The sequence below is a fragment of the Vibrio sp. 10N.286.52.F8 genome (assembly GCF_041468745.1).
Classification (GTDB): Bacteria; Pseudomonadota; Gammaproteobacteria; order Enterobacterales; family Vibrionaceae; genus Vibrio; species Vibrio crassostreae_C.
The window spans coordinates 104,224-123,272 of the sequence record NZ_JBFRJF010000019.1 but is presented as its reverse complement, the minus strand read 5'-3'; the positions used below and the strand labels follow the sequence as shown (position 1 = coordinate 123,272).

The following is a 19,049-nucleotide window of genomic DNA, read 5'->3' as shown; positions in this document are numbered from 1 at the left end:
GTATTCCTACAAGTTCAGCGGTTGTGTTCTTTAGGTTAACTGAGTAGTTAAACCGCTAAATCTCAGTCCGACTACAGCGAGTTCAAAAACGCCAGCAGTGCTTCACGCTCAGTCGCATTCAAAGACAGTACGTTTTGTTTTGCCATTTCTGCTTCACCACCATGCCAAAGTACCGCTTCCATAACGTTTCTTGCGCGACCGTCATGAAGTAAGAACGTATGACCGTTCACTTCTTTGGTATAACCTAATCCCCAAAGTGGTGTGGTACGCCACTCTTGACCATTGGCAAGATACTCAGGGCGATTGTCCGCTAAGCCTTCACCCATGTCGTGTAGCAACATGTCGGTATATGGGCTAATTAACTGATTAGATAATGCAGACAGACCTTCTCGCTCTGCCGTGCGAATTTCAGCTTGGTGACAGCTTTGACAACCAATCTCTTTGAACAGATTTTTACCTTGAACAACCGCTGGGTTATCGACATTACGACGAACAGGTACCGCGAGATGCTGCGAATAGAACTCAACAAAATCTAAGATGTTGTCACTGACTTCTGGCTCGCCACCATTTGGAAAATCATCACAGGTTGATTGCGCTGATGTGCAGTTTTCATTCGGAAATAAGCTGCTTGTCAGGCCTAAGTCACCGTTAAATGCCGCCGCGTTTTGCTGCATTAAGTTTGGCTGCCCGGCTTTCCAACCGAAACGACCTAGCGCCATTTCATTGGTTTGAACATCAAGAACATAGTTGGCTTTACCCGACACGCCCTGTTTGTCTGCCAATTGCTGCTCTGCAAATCCAAGAATCGTTTCTTGTGGGATACTTTCAAGCAAACCAAGACCAATCATTGGCGGCGCCACTCGAGCTGAAAACTCGGTCTTAGGATGCATCTCGCCGAAAGCAAGTTCAGTAATATTTAAAGTGGGTTTACGCAGAGTAACGACGGTGCCGTCTTTGAATTCAACAGGAACATCCGTGTAGCTAATGTTCACTTTGCCCTCTGGTTTTACACCTTGAAGCGCAAAATCTTGTAGCTGACCGCCGTACGTCGGCTCTGGAATTCCACCATCTCGAATGAAGGCTTGTCGCTGCTCAGGCGTTTCAGCCGGAATGCTTAAACGAACCAACATGGATACTGCGTTCTCATCTCCTTCTTCTGGCGCGTGACCACGACCATCTTTGATGTGGCAGTTTTGACAGCCGTTAGTATTAAATAGTGGTCCTAACCCATCACGAGCATCGGTTGATGACGGTGCAGGAACCCAAGGGTTTCTAAAGAAGCTATTACCTACGCTGAAATCCAAGCGCTTACTCATTGGTAGATTGGCTGCGGGAAGGGAAAAAGCGTTCGCTCCTTCTTTCTTCACGGTCGTTTTGCCGCCAGAGTAGGTTTCATGAGCGTGTAATGGAGATACGAAAAACAGTGCGGTTAATAGTGAGGCTGAGAGATACGACTTCATACATTGCCTTGCTGTGTTTTTGATTTTAGTTTTTATGTGGGTGTGGCTTTCTTGAGGATCAAACAATTAAGGGCTCAATCAGAGCCCTTACATTTGTGTCGGCTCGGGTTCTTAGAACTCGTGATCCGCTGTGTCTGGGTTTAGGCTATCAATGCCAATCACACCCGCAGCACGCTCAATAGCCGCTGTTTGAGACACTAGCGCAACAATTGTTTTGTTTACTAGTGCATTACCCGCAGCGTTGTCAGCAGCGATTAGCTGATCGAAGTGCTGGTTGTTTTTCTCTGCAGACGTTACTAATTCGCCTACTTGTGCACGTGCTAGGTCAAACTGCTTTTGAATCTCTTTCGCAGCTTGCTCATTTTTTTGCTCTACTAGGTCGAACAAGCTTGGGCCGGAAAGCAGAGTACCGTCTTCACGCTTGTATAGACCCGTGTAAACGTTGTAGATGCCTTGCTCGTTGTAGTAGTGAGAGTTGTGCGTGTTATCAGAGAAACAATCGTGCTCGTCTTCAGTAGAGTTTGCTTCTAGTGCAACCTTCATACGCTCACCCGCTAGCTCACCTAGAGACAGTGAACCCATGCCAAACAGCATTTTACGAAGACCATTCTCGCTAGATTCAGAAAGAAGCTCTTGACGGTAGTTGCCTTTCTCGCCTTCAGCCCACTGCTTTTCCATCCATTCTAGGTCTTGGATAAGTAGCTCAGCAGATGCTTTTAGGTATGCGCCACGACGGTCACAGTTGCCGTTAGTACACTCAGCGCCAACAACGAAATCAGTGTAAGCACGCTCACCTGCACCGCTGTTTGTACCGTTTAAATCTTGGCCCCAAAGTAGGAATTCAATTGCGTGGTAGCCAGACGCTACGTTCGCTTCAGAACCACCGATCTCGTTCAAGTCTGCGATTAGCTCAGGGGTGATGTTGGTTGCATCAACGGTAGTCTGACCAATTTGGAAAGTCTTGTTAGCCACGATGTTTGCGCTAGCGCCTTCGTTACCAAGTTCATATTGGTAATCAGTCGAAACATAATCAATCAGGCCTTCATCTAGTGGCCATGCGTTCAGTTGGCCTTCCCAATCATCAACAACAGCGTTGCCGAAGCGGAAAACTTCTGACTGTTGGTATGGTACGCGAGACTCAAGCCAAGCTTGTTTTACTTGTTCGAAGTTGCCAGCAGAAGGAGAAGCTAAGAAGGTATCAATAGAAGAGTTCAACGCTTTTGCTGTAATTACTGAATCTGCAAACACTGCATGCGCAATATCTGCGTAATGTTCTACAACTTGATCTTGAGTTACTGCTGCGAAAGAAGAAGCAGAGGCAAAAATGAGTGACGAAGTTACGGCTTTTGTCACTAAAGATTTAATGGTCATGAAGCATCCTTGTTGAGCTTTAAATTATTATTCGTAGTAATAGTGCAAACCATTATCATTTGCACTACGGATTGAAATAATACAAACTTACAATTTTATTGCAAGATAAATACAAAAAAACCTCACATATGTGAGGTCTTTAAACATTTTTATGTTAAGCGTAACAAAGAGGCTAATCAGATATCCAGATTATGCTTACCGTGTGAGACTTTTGCCTTCAGGTAGCTTTCATTACCCGATTTGATATGAGCAGAGGTATTCACCACTTCTTCAATCTCAATACCAAAAGATTTTAGCTCATTGATCTTCTTAGGGTTGTTGGTGACTAAGCGGATTTTTGTAGTACCTAAGGCGCGTAGCATTTCAGCAGCTTCAGTAAAATCGCGTAGGTCATCGCCAAAACCTAGGTGGTTGTTGGCTTCATAGGTGTTCATGCCTTCGCTTTGCAGACGGTACGCATCGATTTTGTTGTACAAGCCAATACCACGACCTTCTTGGCGAAGATAAAGGATCACCCCACCCGTCTCACCCATAATTCTAATGGTTTCGTCTAACTGCTCGCCACAGTCACAGCGAGAAGAATGGAAAACATCACCAGTCAGGCACTCAGAGTGCATACGAACAAGAGGTATGTCTTGTGTCTTGTCTGCTGATTTAAATATCACAGCAACATGCTCTTTATCTGTTTTCAATCCATGAAAAGACAGAAGTTCAGCATCTATACTGCTTGTTACCCCTACTTTGAAATCTATTCTGGCACGCACTTCCGCCATAGCTATACTCACTTGAAAATTCGATGTATTTAACGACGCTACATTATATGTCTAGGCAATATTTTGTAGCTAACTATCTAATGATAGACACTATGAGGCTGTTAACAATTTTTTTCAAGGTCGACCTTGTACAAATTGTTATAATATAACAATTATTTTTCAAGTAAGAAAAAACCCCACATTGGGATGACCAACATGGGGTTATAAATTAAACAGTTGCGGCTAAAACTACACTTTTTTACAGAACGCTCAACTTACTTGAGTTTGCTTCCAGATGACAAGTTGCACCCAAGCATTCTCTAATTCGGTTAGCTCTTCTTGCGTAAGCGTAGAAATGCTCGACTTAGCACTGTATCTCTCTGCCCATTTATCTGACTGGACATGAGTATGGAACTCTTTCTTTAAATTTGAGATTACGTTATCCACAGATACATCCTTATATAGCAGTGCTTAGCCTTTATAATCGGTTAATGTTACAAAATACAGGTCAGTTGGTAAACAGTAATACACAATTTTTATGAGCTCTTCCTAACACTTTTTACTGATAAATATATAAATAAGAGAAGTAATAGGCTCGGTAGCAACCAAAGTAATAGATTTGAAGCCGTCATTGCCGGTTTATAAAGTACAAACTCACCAAATCTTTCCGTCATATATTGAGTAATTTCACTATTACTCTTCCCTGCTTTCACCATATTGAACACAACAAGACGTAAGTCTTTTGCTATTGGTGAGTTGGATTCAATCAGATTTTGGTTTTGACATTGTGGGCAGCGTAACGTTTTCGCCAAGCTGATAGCACGTTGCTGTTGTTCTGGATTATCAAACTCAAACAGTTCAACTTGAATACTCGTCTCTGTATTACTGGCAGTAAACAGATCTTCAGCCATGGTTGAAAGGCTAATCACTAAAAGCGCTGACAGCATAAACAAGGTTTGTATTAGAGACTTCATCATCCATTCACACCATCAAAATACATCGCAAGCTCATCTTTCCATACCATTTCATTAATCACGCCCAATAGCTTTTTAATGATCTGGCCATTGGCATCAACCAAATACGTTTCAGGTGTGCCGATTACGCCCAACTCTAATGCTAACTTGCCTTGAGGGTCACTGATCACGGTTGAGTACGGGTTGCCATCGTTCGATAACACGTTAATCGCAGCCCCAGAGTTATCTCGATAATTAAGCCCAACGATGGGAATGCCTTTATCGTGAAGTTGAAGCAAAAATGAATGTTCGGTTTTACATATCCCGCACCAAGATGCCCATACATTAACCAGTTGATAAGGGTGCTGCGTGACATCAGTAAGCGTAATTTTCTGCTGACCATTGACGCCTTCACTATTCACTAACGCAGTCGATGTAAATTCTGGAAATGCCCTTTGTTGTTCAGACACAATGGTCGACTGCTGCTTATTATCAAGCGCAAAGACAAATCCCAGCACCACAATCAATGCTAAGGCAATTAGAGTAATTAGCTTGTTACGAACGCTGGTATGCATACTGTGACGCCTTAACGGTTTTCTTTTTACGATGAGTCAATGAGAGCAAAGCGCCGATAATGGAGAACAGCCCACCAAACCAGATCCAGCGCGCATACGCCTTATACTGAACACGAAATGCGTAAGCGGTGGAATCGACTTTCTCGCCCATGGTGATATAAACATCGCCATGCCAGAACCACTTCATTGCAGGCTCACTCATGTTCATAACACGAACTTGGTAGTGTCTTCTTTCTGGCGCGATGGAAAAGCTTTGCTCGCTAGCATCTAATTCGAGTATCGCTTTTTCTGCAGTAAAGTTGGAGGCGACATAGAGCTCGGTATCACGATGAGAGAGCGTCCAGCCCATAAACTCAACCTCTTCACCTGGGCTCAATTTGTAACTTCGCTCAAATGAATGGTAACTGTTCATCGCGGCACCTATCGCTAATACTGCGACACCCACATGCGCCAACGTCATCACCCATACTTTGCGTTGAAACTTAGAGTTGCGCGTTACCGCTAAGCCGTAAACATGAGTCAGGGCTACCCAAAACGCAAGTGACCATGTCATTAGCACCATCACTTGGATCGCTTCAACTTGCAAAACATAAGTTACAAAGCCAAGACAGAGAGACAATAAGGCAATAATTCCAATCACACCTTTCGACGCTTGAGGTTTGATACTGAGCAATGGCGCTAACCCTATCACTCCCATCGCAAGCAGAGCCAATGGCGCAATAAGAAGATTAAAGTAAGGTGCGCCCACAGAGATATTTCCAAGGCCAAGTAATTCAAAAACCATTGGGTAGAAGGTACCAAACACCACCACCGCCGTACCCAGTACAAATATAAGTACCGCCACTAAACTCAAAAAACTTTTACTCGCAAAGCTAGTGATTGGATTCGACTCGAAAGATTCACCACGAACAATAAGAAGAGAAAACGAACTCACTAACACCAAAACCAGTATCAGCAACAGCGCGATACCTTTGGTTGGGTCAACAGCAAAAGCATGAACGGAAGTGAGGACGCCAGATCGAACAATAAAAGTACCGAGGATACTTAAACAAAACGTAATGAAAGCAAGGCTAAGTGACCACTTCAGCAACTGTTGCTTGCCTTTAGCAACACCCAAACTGTGCAATAGAGCGGTTGATGTTAGCCAAGGTAATAGGCTGGCATTTTCTACCGGGTCCCAGAACCACCAACCACCCCACCCTAACTCGTAGTATGCCCACCAAGAACCAAGAATGATCCCTGCGGTTAAAAAGATCCAAGCGACCAAACAACAACTGCGACAATGAGCGACCCAATCGAACTCAATCGGATCCACCAGCAAAGCGGCCACAGCAAATGCCAAGACCACAGAGAAACCAACATAACCCAAATACAACAGAGGCGGATGGAATATCAAACCAACGTCTTGCAGCATTGGGTTAAGGTCGCGCCCTTCTAGCTGTAATGTCGCGTTCATTTCAAATGGGTTTGATGCGAATAAGGTGAACCAAGCAAATATCGCGAGCAGTAGATTCATTACCCACAACACACGACTTTGGTATTCATCCGAATAGTGTTTTTGTAAGGCGATAACGCCAGACCAGACGCTGATCGTCAGTACCCAAAATAACAAGGAACCTTCATGACCTGCCCATACGGCTGCGAGCTTAAAAAATGAGGGTAATTGAGTATTTGAATGATCAGCGACGTATAAGATAGAGAAGTCATCACTGACAAAGGCATAGCCAAGCAATGCGACAGAAGTGAGAGAAAACAGCGCACTTAAAAGAGAGAAACTGCGGATTAAACCTAGATTTTGCGTCCGTTTATTTAGCATTTGGTAAAACGAATGCACACCAATAACGCTGCTGAGTACAGCAACAAAAACCAAACTAAACAGCCCCAAAGAACCGACCATATCACCTCAATAAGGCTCTACCTGAGCAGAGCCGATCTAAACACGCATCTCATGTTTATTAAGAACATGTTCATTAATAAGCAGATATTTAGTATCCAACATCTGCTCACTAATAAACTTGAGCGAAATTAAGCTATCGTTAACTGCCCTGCATAAAGGACAAAAGTTCGCAGCATTAATACGCCCATCAGACTCAATGAAGTAACAGAGAAAATATACACAGTACTATGGCGAACCGATGCTGGTGTCACGGCGTTAAGCAACAAGGGTAAAACCATACCCACACCAATTACGCCATACCAGAACCAACTTGCCCAGAAACCACCGCCAATCGCGTTCCATACTGCCTGCTCACTTTGACCACCAGCAAATATCAACCCAGTGAAGAAAGTAACAAGGACAAACAGTTCAAACATAACAACAGGACGTTCGAAGCCGTGGATCCAAGAAATACTCGCACTATGCGGAGACTCCTTAAAGACCAACACACCAAATAAAATACATGCCGCCGCTCCCGAGGATAAACTCGAGAATAAGAACAATATCGGCAACACTGGGTTATTCAGCATTGGGAAGGTATTTAGCGCAGAGAGTAAGAAGCCAGTGTAAGCCGCAAGTAATAGCGCAAGCACAGCTAAGAATATTTCAAAAACATTCTCAAAAGATTCTAATTTGCCAATCCAGTTACTGACAAAATCGAGTCGCCCTTTTAACCATGCTTGATCACTCAAGAATACGGCAATCTGATTTCGGAATATAATGCCGATCCAAACAAATAGGATCACCATATACACTTGGAATAAGATCACACCCATCGACATCACTGACGTCGGATTATAAAAGATCATGATCTTCCAAAATGATAGTGGTTTCGTCAGGTGGAAAACCAAGATCAATAAACCTGAGATGATCCCGAATGGTGCTAGAAAAGCCGTTGCCTTTAATACACCATTATTCGCTGGATCGTCCTCAATCACCTTTCTCTTAAGGTAAATCGAGATCATCACTGCACCCGCTGACATACCCGCCAAAAACAGATAGATAGCAATGATCCAGTCCCAAACCACGGTACCTGATTGAAACGCTGTATCCCATGCACTCATAATCAAATCTCCCCTTTTTGGTGTGGCACTTTATAGAGTTTTGGCTGAGTACCTAGATAAGCCTTATCTCTGTAAACCACTTCAGATTTAAGTACCTGGTTTATCTCGCTCTTAGGGTCATTTAAGTCGCCAAATATCAGCGCATTGGTAGGGCAAGATTCAACACAAGCAGGTAATTTACCTTGCGCAAGATTGGTATCGCGGCAGAAGTTACATTTGTCGGCCGACTTATTCTTAGGATGGAAGAAGCGCACTTGATATGGACAAGCTAGCAGGCAATAACCACAGCCGACACACTTCTCTTTATGTACATCAACAATTCCTGTCTTCTCATCTTTATAGGCGGCGCCTGTTGGGCAAACCATCACACAAGGTGCATTATCACAATGTTGACAAGAGTTACGAGTGAAACGGTAATCAACATTTGGATATTCACCTTGAGGTTCGCTCTTTATGATTTCTAAGCGCGATACGCCTTCAGGCACTTTGTTTACTTCACGACACGCCTCAGTACAAGCAGTACAGCCAATACAAGCGGTTTCGTCATGAACCATTCCGTAACGCTTGGTGCCATCTTCCTGAACATTAGCCAGCGTTTTGCGGCTTGTAACCGCTGCAGTACCTGCAACACCAGTTGTGAAAATAACGGCACCCGCGCCAGCTAAAAAGTTTCTTCTTGAGCAGCTCATAGATTACTCCCCTTCTTTCTTCTGGTTGAAGTCTGAATGGCAATCCACACACAGCTTGATGGTTTGCTTTTTATCTAAGCCAAGCACCTTCGCTTCACTCGCATGCACATCGTGACAGTTTGAACACGTTAAATTTTGTGCGTGAACGTCGTGGGTCCAGCTCGCTTCGCGCAGCTCATCAGGCTTGTGACAATCTATACATTGGCTATTGGCATCTAAAATTAAGCTAGGGTCTAGGTAAACTTTGTCGGTACCTGGTTGTGATTGAGCCTCACGATACTTCACCACTTTAGGCGCGCCTTCGCGGTGGTCGGGGCTAATAGAACTATGACAGTCGGTACAATTTACTTCACGGCCAAGCAAAGCGTGTGCACTTTCACCATGTGAACCCAATACCGTTTCTTTTGAATCTTTATGGCACTGAACACACTTGTAGTCTTTGTCACGGATTAATTCGACTTCATGTCTTGTTGATTCTCCTACTGGCGTAACAGCAGGCTCTGCAACAGCATGAATGGAATAACCATAGAGGCAGAATGCTAGAAGGGATTTAAGCATTATGACTATGGCCAATTTAATATTGCCCATTTTATCCTTTCCTTATACCGGCATTATTTAACTCTCAACTAAATAATATTCCGGTTAAACAAAAGTACCCTTAAACGATATTATTACCGCTTAAATGATATCAATTCTTATTTTGGATAAGCCACAACGCTTTCTATATTTAGAATATACCCCTAATTAGGTAAAGCGAAATATACAAAGGGTAATATGTGAACACAATCACCCTATTTATAGTGAGGGCATGTCGGGTAATTATTTGTTATATATGATAATAATTCTCAATAAGACCAGTCTAACTTGATGTCCACATACCCCTTTAGGGCTATATAAACTTCAACGTGATTGAAGTCACTGTCATTAATTGATCTAAAACAAGCAAACATCCGACACGTAACAAAATGTGTTTATTTATGAATTAATATAAACAGCAATTCTCCAGTTCTTAATTTGAATAGCAAACTCACAACGCTTGGTATAAAAATCAGTATATTGGAGATATCACTGTGAAAAAGCATTGGATACGTAATTCCGTCACAGCATTATTAATGGTTAGCGCATCACTAGTAAGCGCGACCAGTTTTGCTGCGTCTGAACAAAAAGAAATTGGTGATCCTCGTAACGACCAGTTCGAGCAAAACCACCCAGATCAATACCATTCATGGAGACAAACGTCAGAGAGCGAAGCCATTGAAGACGCACTAAAAGAAGATCCAAACATGGTTATTCTATGGGCGGGCTACGGTTTCGCGAAAGACTACAACAAAGCCCGCGGCCACTTTTATGCGGTTGATGATGTAAGACAAACCCTGCGTACTGGCGGACCAACCGACGAAAATTCAGGCCCAATGCCAATGGCGTGCTGGAGCTGTAAAAGCCCAGACGTAGCACGCGTTATTGAAGAGCGTGGTGAAGACGGCTACTTTGAAGGTAAATGGGCTCGTCTTGGCAGCGAGATAGTCAATCCAATTGGTTGTGCCGACTGTCACGATACTCAAAGTGAAGGCTTTAAAAATGGCGAACCTGCACTAAAGATCACTCGTCCTTATGTTGAACGTGCGTTCGATGCGATTGGGAAGAACTTCGAAGAGCAAGGTCGCTTTGATCAGCAAGCCTCTGTGTGTGCTCAGTGTCACGTGGAATACTACTTCACGGGTCCAACAAAAGGTGTGAAATTCCCTTGGGATAAAGGGACGCGTGTTGAACAGATGGAAGAGTACTACGATCAGATTGGTTTTAAAGATTGGACACATAAAGTCTCTAAAGCACCAATGCTAAAGGCTCAGCACCCAGGTTACGAAACTTGGCGTGAAGGTATTCACGGTAAGAACAACGTCGCTTGTGTTGACTGCCACATGCCTAAAGTGACGAAAGAAGACGGTACCGTTTACACCGACCATAAAGTAGGTAACCCGTTTGACCGCTTCGAAGACACTTGTGCTAACTGCCATACTCAATCTAGAGAGACCATGCGTAACATCGTTTCAAGCCGCAAAGCTCAAGTACTAAACATGAAGCTGACCGCTGAGAAACAAATCGTAGCCGCTCACTTTGAAGCAGGCGCAGCATGGGAAGCAGGCGCAACAGAACAAGAGATGGCACCTATCTTACAAGATATTCGTCATGCGCAATGGCGCTGGGACTACGCTATTGCATCTCATGGTGTTCATATGCACGCCCCTGAAATCGCTCTAGAAGTACTAGGTACTGCCGTTGACCGCGCAGCCGATGCTCGAACTAAGATTGTTCGTCTACTGGCGAAGAAAGGCATCACTGATCCAATCGAGATTCCAGATATTTCGACCAAAGAAGCGGCTCAAAAAGCGCTTGGAATGGACATGGATAAGATGAATGCTGAGAAGCAACACTTCTTAGACACCGTGGTTCCTAAGTGGGAAGAGCAAGCTGAAAAGCGTGAAGCTAACTACGAATACTAGTTCCTTCAAATAGACCAATAAGATAAAACCAGTCACACTGTAAAGGTGTGGCTGGTTTTTTAGATTTGGGCGCACTCAACCGTCCCAATTTCACATTACCTTTTAGCTAATTCAAGGAACAAAGAATGAAGCACTTACTTTCGCTTTCGGCATTATGCATCGCATTAACAAGTTCAGGACTTCACGCCTCAGAACGAGCAGAAACAGGGTGGGAAATGATTGAGGAAGGTGCGCTGGTCGTTGATGTCAGGACACCAGGAGAGTTCAAGCAAGGTCATCTGGACAATGCGATTAACTACCCTCTTTCTGAAGTCGCTACGCACTTTGCCAGCATAGACAAAGCTCAACCTATCGTTTTGTATTGCCGCAGTGGTAACCGCTCAGGACAAGCTTACCAGTATTTGAAAGCTCAAGGGTTTACACAGATCCACAACGCTGGCGGTTTAATTGAGATGCAAGAAAGCAAATAATCTCGAAATTACAGATAGTGTCCGTTTAACGGATCATTTGCTTAGCTTGGTTGATCGAATGGATGATAGAGACACGATCAATGCCTTTCTGGTTAGAATCGAGAATTTGAGTCCAAGCATCGATCGCTTGTTGGTAGCGCATACTGATGAAGTGATCGGTCGCTATCAACATCAATGCCGTACGATCGTTGGGATCAAGCTCCATGGATTGATTTAAGAGCACTTTCACATCATCACTCATCGCCTGTGAACTTAGGTAATACAAGGCGCTCGCTTTAGCTGCATAAAGCCCTGAAGGCGCCTGTGGGTCTAAACGAATCGCATAGTCGTAACAGGTAAATGCAGCATCAAACTCCCCTTTCTGCATATAAACACCACCAAGCTTAAACCAAAGGTCTGATTGATTAGGGTCTTGCTCCAGGCTCTGCTGAAGTTCATTTTGGAAATCTGTTGCTGTATAGCTGCTGTCGTCACTTGAAGTAAGTTGAGGGGCTTCTTGTTTCATCTGAGACCAAACCAGAATGCTGGCTAATATCGCCACACATGAAATAAGGAGGTTGCCTTTAAGATGGCTGGTTTTTCTGTTTGATGCGATCACGATTGCCACTAGAAATAGGCTCATTAGCAGCAAAGCAATCAGTAACCAGATATCCATTCCATTCTCCTTTCATTGACGCTTTACTGTACCTTTTTCTCACTAAAACAATATTGATCGAGGTTTAGCTATTGGCTTTTAAACAAGTCACAGCCAAATTCTAGGTAATAAAAAACCGAGCACAATGGCTCGGCTTTTTGTCTCAACTTCTATTTATAGAAGTGAAAGATTACTCAGTGTCTTGCTCGCTATCAGAAGCGTCTGATGCTTGCTCTTCACTTGATTCAGAAACGACTGCTGCTTCAGCGTTTGCTACTTCAGCTTCGCCTTCAACAACCTCAGCTTCTTCTACTTCGTCGATACGTTGTAGACCTACAACGTTCTCGTCGTCAGAAGTACGAATCAGTGTTACACCTTGAGTGTTACGACCAACTTGGCTCACTTCCGCAACGCGAGTACGTACTAGCGTACCTGCGTCGGTGATCATCATCATTTCGTCGCCTTCTTCAACTTGAACAGCGCCAACAACTGGGCCATTACGTTCAGAGACTTTGATAGAAACCACACCTTGCGTTGCACGGCCTTTCGTTGGGTATTCAGCTAGTTCAGTACGCTTACCGTAACCGTTTTGAGTCACAGTTAGGATATCGCCTTCGTTAGAAGGAACAATCAACGATACTACTTGATCGTCTTCTGGAAGCTTCATACCACGAACACCAGAGGCAGTACGGCCCATTGCACGTACTTTGTCCTCGTTAAAGCGAACAACTTTGCCCGATTTAGAGAACAGCATGATGTCGCTATCACCGTTAGTGATGTCAACGCCAATCAGTGAATCATCGTCACGTAGGTTAACTGCAATTAGGCCGTTAGCACGTACGTTTGCGAACTGATCCAGTGATGTCTTCTTAACAGTACCGTCACCCGTTGCCATGAAGATGAATTTCTCGTTAGAGAACTCAGAAACAGGCAGGATAGCCGTGATACGCTCACCTTCTTCTAGAGGAAGAATGTTAACGATAGGCTTACCACGAGCAGTACGACTTGCTAATGGCAGTTGGTAAACTTTCAGACGGTATGTCTTACCACGAGTAGAGAAACATAGGATGTTATCGTGAGTATTAGCAACAAGCAGACGCTCAATGTAATCCTCATCTTTCATCTTAGTTGCACTCTTACCTTTACCACCACGACGCTGAGCTTCGTAGTCGCTTAGGATTTGGTACTTAACGTAACCTGCGTTAGAAAGCGTTACTACAACGTCTTCTTGAGCAATCAGCTCTTCCATGTCGATGTCATGAACTGCCGCTGTGATTTCTGTACGACGCTCGTCGCCATAGATTTCACGTACTGCTTCAAGTTCTTCACGGATAACTTCCATCAAACGCTCAGTGCTTGCAAGAATGTGCATTAGCTCAGCGATTTCTTCTAGAAGGGCTTTGTACTCGTCTAGAATCTTCTCGTGCTCTAGGCCAGTTAGGCGGTGAAGACGAAGTTCTAGAATAGCTTGTGCTTGTGTTTCCGTTAGGAAGTATTGACCATCGCGGATGCCGTATTGGTCTTCCAACCAATCAGGACGAGCCGCATCAGTACCTGCACGCTCAAGCATTGAAGCAACGTTACCAAGATCCCAACCACGAGACACTAAACCAACTTTAGCTTCTGCTGGTGTTGGCGCGCTCTTGATCAGTTCAATGATTTCATCAATGTTAGCAAGTGCTAGAGACAATGCTTCAAGGATGTGTGCACGGTCGCGTGCTTTCTTCAATTCGAAGATAGTACGACGAGTCACAACTTCGCGACGGTGGTCTACGAAGCACTTAAGCATGTCTTTGATGTTGAACAACTGTGGTTGACCGTTATTCAACGCAACCATGTTGATACCGAAAGTCGTTTGCAGTTGAGTTTGAGCGTATAGGTTGTTAAGAACCACTTCGCCTACTGCATCACGCTTACATTCAATAACAATACGCATACCGTCTTTATCAGACTCGTCACGCAGTGCACTGATGCCTTCTACTTTCTTATCTTTAACCAGTTCAGCAATCTTCTCGATCAAACGAGCTTTGTTTACTTGGTAAGGGATCTCAGTAACGATAATGGTTTCTTTACCATTCTTCTCTACTTCGATATCCGCTTTTGAACGCATGTAAACCTTACCGCGGCCAGTCTTGTAAGCATCTACGATGCCTTTACGACCACTGATAAGTGCTGCTGTTGGGAAGTCAGGACCAGGGATATAGTCCATTAGCTCATCAATAGTGATATCTTCATTATTGATAAATGCTAAACAGCCATCAACAACTTCACCAAGGTTATGTGGTGGGATGTTGGTAGCCATACCTACTGCGATACCAGAAGCACCGTTTACCAATAGGTTAGGAATTTTTGTAGGAAGTACTGCTGGAATTTGTTCTGTACCATCGTAGTTCGGTACGTAATCCACAGTTTCCTTATCAAGGTCAGCCAGGAGCTCGTGAGCAATTTTCGCCATACGAACTTCGGTATAACGCATTGCAGCCGCGGAGTCGCCATCGATAGAACCAAAGTTACCTTGGCCATCAACTAGCATGTAACGCAGTGAGAACGGTTGCGCCATACGAACAATAGTATCGTATACAGCACTATCACCATGTGGGTGGTATTTACCGATTACATCACCTACTACACGAGCAGACTTTTTATATGGTTTGTTCCAATCATTACCTAGTACATTCATCGCGAACAAAACGCGGCGGTGTACAGGTTTTAGGCCATCACGCACATCTGGAAGGGCACGACCAACGATGACGGACATCGCGTAGTCTAGGTATGAACCTCTAAGCTCATCTTCAATATTTACGGGCGTGATCTCTTTCGCTAGATCGCTCATAGAGCCATTTTCCCTCTATAGTCAGATCGTATTTTTGAATACGTATAAGACCGAAAAATATAACACAAATTTACCTACGGAGGCATCACTTTCCCTCTCCTTTTACCATCTTGTGACCCTTGTAGCCAATCAATTGATGAGAAATTGCACCTCCGCATCATATCTTGCTGAAACATGGTCACTTTACATCCAATAAACTAGCAAAATTGTAGATCTTCTGGTCAGCGCGAAAAGGCAAGTTATAATGCCTGCAATTTCATGGATGCATTATTTAACTTGGAAATGCCGATTATGACTAAATCACAGAACGTAGACCCAGCAGAAATCAAGAAATTCGAAGACATGGCGTCACGCTGGTGGGATCTAGAAGGCGAATTTAAGCCACTACATCAAATCAACCCACTGCGACTAAATTACGTATTAGAGAAGACTGAAGGCCTATTTGGTAAGAAAGTCCTCGATGTTGGCTGCGGCGGCGGTATTCTTGCAGAAAGCATGGCGGTTGAAGGTGCGATAGTGACAGGCCTAGACATGGGTAAAGAACCGCTAGAAGTCGCGCGCCTTCACGCATTAGAAACGGGCACCAAGCTCGATTACATCCAGAGCACTATCGAAGACCACGCAGAACAGAACCCACAGACGTACGATGTGGTAACGTGCATGGAAATGCTTGAACACGTTCCTGACCCACAATCTGTTATCACTGCCTGTTCGAAATTGGTGAAACCGGGCGGCCACGTGTTCTTTTCTACATTAAACCGTAATTTCAAATCTTACTTGTTTGCGATTGTTGGTGCAGAGAAGCTATTGAGGATCGTTCCAGAAGGCACTCATGAACACGAGAAGTTCATTCGCCCTGCTGAACTTATCAAGATGGTCGATAACACTCCGCTGCAAGAACTAGGGATTACAGGGCTGCACTACAATCCTCTTACGGACACTTATCGTTTAGGCACAAATGTAGACGTAAACTACATCGTCCACACGCAAAACTTTGGCTAAAAAATATCGGTAGCCCTACCGTAAAACCTTTTGTAAAAAAGACGAATGAAAAGAGTTGCAATTACCATAACTTTGCGACTTTTTTCAGTCTAAATTTCGTGCGCTAGCTTCCATTTTGACCACCTCGATTTAAATTTAATCGCCTAAAATCAATCGCCCATTTTGGCCAAAGATCAAGGAATTTTTTTTTATGGGCGTGCAAAAATAAAGCATCATTAAAAGCCGACTTTTATACAATCAAGTCACATATAACCTCATCAGTTAGTGGTCACTTACAGTTTTTTTTCAATCCACCACTTATCCACAAGCAACCCCATTTCTTTACCTTGAAAAATATCAGTTGTAGCACTATCTTGTAACCCAACAAACAAATGACCCCTATATGTTGTGTTTGAACTACAATGTATGGGTAGACCAAGATCACAAAGCCGAAACGTAATTTACAAAAATTACACAGAAATACACAAAAACACGGCCTTGTTCAGTTTTGTTAGGGAAATTAAGCAGAATGAACCAACAACTTACTGTTACCAAGCGTAACGGGCGCAAAGAAACGATCGATCTAGAGAAGATCCATCGCGTGATTACATGGGCAGCTGAAGGCTTGCACAATGTTTCTGTATCACAAGTAGAATTGAAAGCTCACATTCAGTTTTACGATGGCATCACCACTACTGACATTCATGAAACTATCATCAAGTCAGCAGCGGATTTAATCTCTGAAGAGACTCCTGATTACCAATATCTAGCAGCACGTCTGTCTGTATTCCACCTACGTAAAAAAGCGTACGGCGAATACGAGCCGCCTGCACTGTATGACCACGTTGCAAAACTGGTTGATATGGGTAAATACGATAGCCACCTTATGGAAGATTACACGAAAGCTGAATTCGAAGAGCTTGACGAGTACATCGACCACAAACGTGACTTAGACTTCTCTTACGCAGCGGTTAAGCAGCTCGAAGGTAAATACTTCGTGCAAAACCGTGTAACGAAAGAAATCTACGAGAGTGCTCAGTTCCTTTACATTTTAGTTGCTGCGTGTCTATTCGCTAAATACCCGAAATCGACTCGTCTTGACTACATCAAACGTTTTTACGACGCATCGTCTACGTTTAAGATTTCTCTACCTACACCGATCATGTCTGGTGTACGTACGCCTACTCGTCAATTCAGTTCTTGTGTACTGATCGAGTGTGGTGACAGCCTTGATTCAATCAACGCGACAGCAAGCTCAATTGTTCGTTACGTATCTCAACGTGCTGGTATTGGTATCAACGCAGGTCGTATCCGTGCGCTTGGTTCTGAAATCCGTAATGGTGAAGCGTTCCACACAGGCTGTATCCCTTTCTACAAATACTTCCAAACAGCAGTAAAATGTTGTTCTCAAGGTGGTGTTCGTGGCGGTGCAGCAACGGTATTCTACCCACTATGGCACGGTGAAGTTCAGTCTCTATTAGTACTGAAAAACAACCGCGGCGTTGAAGAGAACCGAGTTCGTCACATGGATTACGGCGTACAGCTGAACAAGCTTATGTACTCTCGCCTAGTTCAGGGTGGCAACATCAGCCTGTTCTCACCTTCAGACGTACCTGGCCTTTACGATGCGTTCTTCGAAAACCAAGACCGTTTTGAAGAGCTATACGTTAAGTACGAAAACGATCCTTCAGTGAAGCGTGAAACGGTTAAAGCCGTTGAGCTTTTCTCTCTGCTAATGCAAGAGCGTGCTTCTACTGGTCGTATCTACATTCAGAACGTTGACCACTGTAATACACACAGCCCGTTTGATTCTGAAGTAGCACCTGTTCGTCAATCGAACCTATGTCTAGAAATCGCGCTTCCTACTAAGCCACTTTCTAACGTAGAAGATGACGAAGGCGAAATTGCACTATGTACGCTTTCAGCATTCAACCTTGGCGCAATCAATGAACTGGACGACCTAGCAGAGCTTTCTGAGCTGGTTGTTCGTGCTCTAGATGCACTGCTTGATTACCAAGACTACCCGCTTCCAGCTGCATACAAGTCGACAATGAACCGTCGTACTTTAGGTGTAGGTGTAATCAACTACGCATACTACCTAGCGAAGAATGGTGTTAAGTACTCTGATGGCAGCGCGAATGGCCTGACTCACCGTACTTTTGAAGCAATTCAATACCACTTGCTAAAAGCATCTGTTGAACTAGCGAAAGAGCAAGGCCGTTGCCCATCTTTCCACGAGACCAACTACGCGAAAGGCCTACTGCCAATCGATACTTACAAAAAAGATATCGACTTAGTATGTGAAGAGCCACTGCACTACGATTGGGATTCTCTACGTGAAGAGATCATGGAGCACGGTCTGCGTAACTCTACGCTAACAGCGCTTATGCCTTCTGAGACATCGTCTCAAATCTCGAACGCGACTAACGGTATCGAGCCACCACGTGGTTACGTATCAGTGAAAGCATCGAAAGACGGCATCCTTAAGCAAGTGGTTCCAGATTTCCTAAATCTTAAAAACAACTACGAACTACTTTGGAACATTGGCAATAACGACGGTTACCTGCACTTAGTGGGTATCATGCAAAAATTCGTTGACCAAGCTATCTCTGCAAACACTAACTATGATCCAAGTGTTTACGACAGCGGTAAGGTACCAATGAAGCAGCTGCTTAAAGACCTGCTAACTGCATACAAGTATGGTGTTAAAACGCTTTACTACCATAACACTCGTGATGGTGCTAAAGACGACCAAGGCGATGCAGTTCAAGTGCCGGAAGAAGATTGTGAAGGCGGTGGTTGTAAGATCTAAACCGCAATAAACATTAAG

General features: G+C 44.0%; 16 protein-coding genes. 4 read left to right on the top strand and 12 right to left on the bottom strand.

Going from position 1 to position 19,049, the window contains the following annotated elements; genetic code table 11:
- Positions 1 to 71 precede the first annotated feature (71 nt).
- From AB4133_RS11370 to nrfB, 10 genes are all read right to left on the bottom strand, one after another.
- Positions 72 to 1,460 carry a di-heme oxidoredictase family protein gene (locus AB4133_RS11370; RefSeq protein ID WP_372148541.1) on the bottom strand — a complete coding sequence of 463 codons (1,389 nt, stop codon included), beginning with the start codon at positions 1,458 to 1,460 and terminating at the stop codon, positions 72 to 74.
- Between the two features lie 111 nt (positions 1,461 to 1,571).
- A complete protein-coding gene (locus AB4133_RS11365) occupies positions 1,572 to 2,831 on the bottom strand; it encodes an imelysin family protein (RefSeq protein ID WP_372148542.1) in 1,260 nt (419 codons plus the stop codon).
- 176 nt (positions 2,832 to 3,007) lie between these two features.
- Positions 3,008 to 3,604, bottom strand: a complete 597-nt coding sequence (ribA, locus tag AB4133_RS11360) for a GTP cyclohydrolase II (RefSeq protein ID WP_009848836.1) — start codon at positions 3,602 to 3,604, stop codon at positions 3,008 to 3,010.
- Between the two features lie 249 nt (positions 3,605 to 3,853).
- On the bottom strand, positions 3,854 to 4,030 hold the full coding sequence (locus AB4133_RS11355; protein ID WP_017060980.1) for a hypothetical protein: 177 nt from the start codon (positions 4,028 to 4,030) through the stop codon (positions 3,854 to 3,856).
- A gap of 89 nt (positions 4,031 to 4,119) precedes the next feature.
- A complete protein-coding gene (gene nrfF, locus AB4133_RS11350; RefSeq protein WP_372138460.1) occupies positions 4,120 to 4,560 on the bottom strand; it encodes a heme lyase NrfEFG subunit NrfF in 441 nt (146 codons plus the stop codon).
- Complete coding sequence (locus AB4133_RS11345) at positions 4,557 to 5,111, bottom strand: DsbE family thiol:disulfide interchange protein (protein WP_017063563.1); 555 nt, start codon at positions 5,109 to 5,111, stop codon at positions 4,557 to 4,559. Before AB4133_RS11345 ends, nrfF begins: the two co-directional genes overlap by 4 nt.
- Positions 5,092 to 7,008, bottom strand: coding sequence for a heme lyase CcmF/NrfE family subunit (locus AB4133_RS11340; RefSeq protein WP_372224489.1), 1,917 nt, complete (start codon positions 7,006 to 7,008; stop codon positions 5,092 to 5,094). Before AB4133_RS11340 ends, AB4133_RS11345 begins: the two co-directional genes overlap by 20 nt.
- A gap of 128 nt (positions 7,009 to 7,136) precedes the next feature.
- A complete protein-coding gene (gene nrfD, locus AB4133_RS11335; RefSeq protein WP_372224487.1) occupies positions 7,137 to 8,111 on the bottom strand; it encodes a cytochrome c nitrite reductase subunit NrfD in 975 nt (324 codons plus the stop codon).
- Positions 8,112 to 8,113: 2 nt separating this feature from the next.
- Complete coding sequence (gene nrfC, locus AB4133_RS11330) at positions 8,114 to 8,800, bottom strand: cytochrome c nitrite reductase Fe-S protein (RefSeq protein ID WP_017060985.1); 687 nt, start codon at positions 8,798 to 8,800, stop codon at positions 8,114 to 8,116.
- Between the two features lie 3 nt (positions 8,801 to 8,803).
- Positions 8,804 to 9,388 (bottom strand): cytochrome c nitrite reductase pentaheme subunit, encoded by a 585-nt coding sequence (gene nrfB, locus AB4133_RS11325; RefSeq protein ID WP_372114431.1) that lies wholly within the window; start codon positions 9,386 to 9,388, stop codon positions 8,804 to 8,806.
- 482 nt (positions 9,389 to 9,870) lie between these two features.
- On the opposite strand from nrfB, the gene nrfA reads away from it, so the two are divergent.
- Both nrfA and AB4133_RS11315 read left to right on the top strand, forming a co-directional pair.
- Positions 9,871 to 11,301: an ammonia-forming nitrite reductase cytochrome c552 subunit gene (gene nrfA, locus AB4133_RS11320; protein WP_372224485.1), complete on the top strand. Its 1,431-nt coding sequence runs from the start codon at positions 9,871 to 9,873 to the stop codon at positions 11,299 to 11,301.
- A gap of 125 nt (positions 11,302 to 11,426) precedes the next feature.
- Positions 11,427 to 11,771 carry a rhodanese-like domain-containing protein gene (locus AB4133_RS11315; protein WP_017063559.1) on the top strand — a complete coding sequence of 115 codons (345 nt, stop codon included), beginning with the start codon at positions 11,427 to 11,429 and terminating at the stop codon, positions 11,769 to 11,771.
- Between the two features lie 25 nt (positions 11,772 to 11,796).
- On the opposite strand, the gene AB4133_RS11310 is transcribed toward AB4133_RS11315, so the two are convergent.
- Positions 11,797 to 12,426, bottom strand: coding sequence for a tetratricopeptide repeat protein (locus tag AB4133_RS11310; protein ID WP_017066842.1), 630 nt, complete (start codon positions 12,424 to 12,426; stop codon positions 11,797 to 11,799).
- A gap of 169 nt (positions 12,427 to 12,595) precedes the next feature.
- Positions 12,596 to 15,238 carry a DNA topoisomerase (ATP-hydrolyzing) subunit A gene (gene gyrA, locus AB4133_RS11305; RefSeq protein ID WP_017072500.1) on the bottom strand — a complete coding sequence of 881 codons (2,643 nt, stop codon included), beginning with the start codon at positions 15,236 to 15,238 and terminating at the stop codon, positions 12,596 to 12,598.
- Between the two features lie 258 nt (positions 15,239 to 15,496).
- On the opposite strand from gyrA, the gene ubiG reads away from it, so the two are divergent.
- A complete protein-coding gene (gene ubiG, locus AB4133_RS11300; protein ID WP_017060991.1) occupies positions 15,497 to 16,240 on the top strand; it encodes a bifunctional 2-polyprenyl-6-hydroxyphenol methylase/3-demethylubiquinol 3-O-methyltransferase UbiG in 744 nt (247 codons plus the stop codon).
- Positions 16,241 to 16,748: 508 nt separating this feature from the next.
- Positions 16,749 to 19,031 carry a class 1a ribonucleoside-diphosphate reductase subunit alpha gene (nrdA, locus tag AB4133_RS11295; RefSeq protein WP_372224482.1) on the top strand — a complete coding sequence of 761 codons (2,283 nt, stop codon included), beginning with the start codon at positions 16,749 to 16,751 and terminating at the stop codon, positions 19,029 to 19,031.
- Positions 19,032 to 19,049: the final 18 nt, after the last annotated feature.

What these genes read in the sequence shown, in the direction of transcription:
- nrfC (WP_017060985.1), bottom strand. Translation starts at nt 8,800, where the DNA reads ATGAGCTGCTCAAGAAGAAACTTTTTAGCTGGCGCGGGTGCCGTTATT.
- AB4133_RS11370 (WP_372148541.1), bottom strand. Translation starts at nt 1,460, where the DNA reads ATGAAGTCGTATCTCTCAGCCTCACTATTAACCGCACTGTTTTTCGTA.
- AB4133_RS11365 (WP_372148542.1), bottom strand. Translation starts at nt 2,831, where the DNA reads ATGACCATTAAATCTTTAGTGACAAAAGCCGTAACTTCGTCACTCATT.
- ubiG (WP_017060991.1), top strand. Translation starts at nt 15,497, where the DNA reads ATGGATGCATTATTTAACTTGGAAATGCCGATTATGACTAAATCACAG.
- AB4133_RS11315 (WP_017063559.1), top strand. Translation starts at nt 11,427, where the DNA reads ATGAAGCACTTACTTTCGCTTTCGGCATTATGCATCGCATTAACAAGT.
- nrdA (WP_372224482.1), top strand. Translation starts at nt 16,749, where the DNA reads ATGAACCAACAACTTACTGTTACCAAGCGTAACGGGCGCAAAGAAACG.
- nrfB (WP_372114431.1), bottom strand. Translation starts at nt 9,388, where the DNA reads ATGGGCAATATTAAATTGGCCATAGTCATAATGCTTAAATCCCTTCTA.
- AB4133_RS11345 (WP_017063563.1), bottom strand. Translation starts at nt 5,111, where the DNA reads ATGCATACCAGCGTTCGTAACAAGCTAATTACTCTAATTGCCTTAGCA.
- gyrA (WP_017072500.1), bottom strand. Translation starts at nt 15,238, where the DNA reads ATGAGCGATCTAGCGAAAGAGATCACGCCCGTAAATATTGAAGATGAG.
- AB4133_RS11340 (WP_372224489.1), bottom strand. Translation starts at nt 7,008, where the DNA reads ATGGTCGGTTCTTTGGGGCTGTTTAGTTTGGTTTTTGTTGCTGTACTC.
- nrfF (WP_372138460.1), bottom strand. Translation starts at nt 4,560, where the DNA reads ATGATGAAGTCTCTAATACAAACCTTGTTTATGCTGTCAGCGCTTTTA.
- AB4133_RS11310 (WP_017066842.1), bottom strand. Translation starts at nt 12,426, where the DNA reads ATGGATATCTGGTTACTGATTGCTTTGCTGCTAATGAGCCTATTTCTA.
- nrfD (WP_372224487.1), bottom strand. Translation starts at nt 8,111, where the DNA reads ATGAGTGCATGGGATACAGCGTTTCAATCAGGTACCGTGGTTTGGGAC.
- ribA (WP_009848836.1), bottom strand. Translation starts at nt 3,604, where the DNA reads ATGGCGGAAGTGCGTGCCAGAATAGATTTCAAAGTAGGGGTAACAAGC.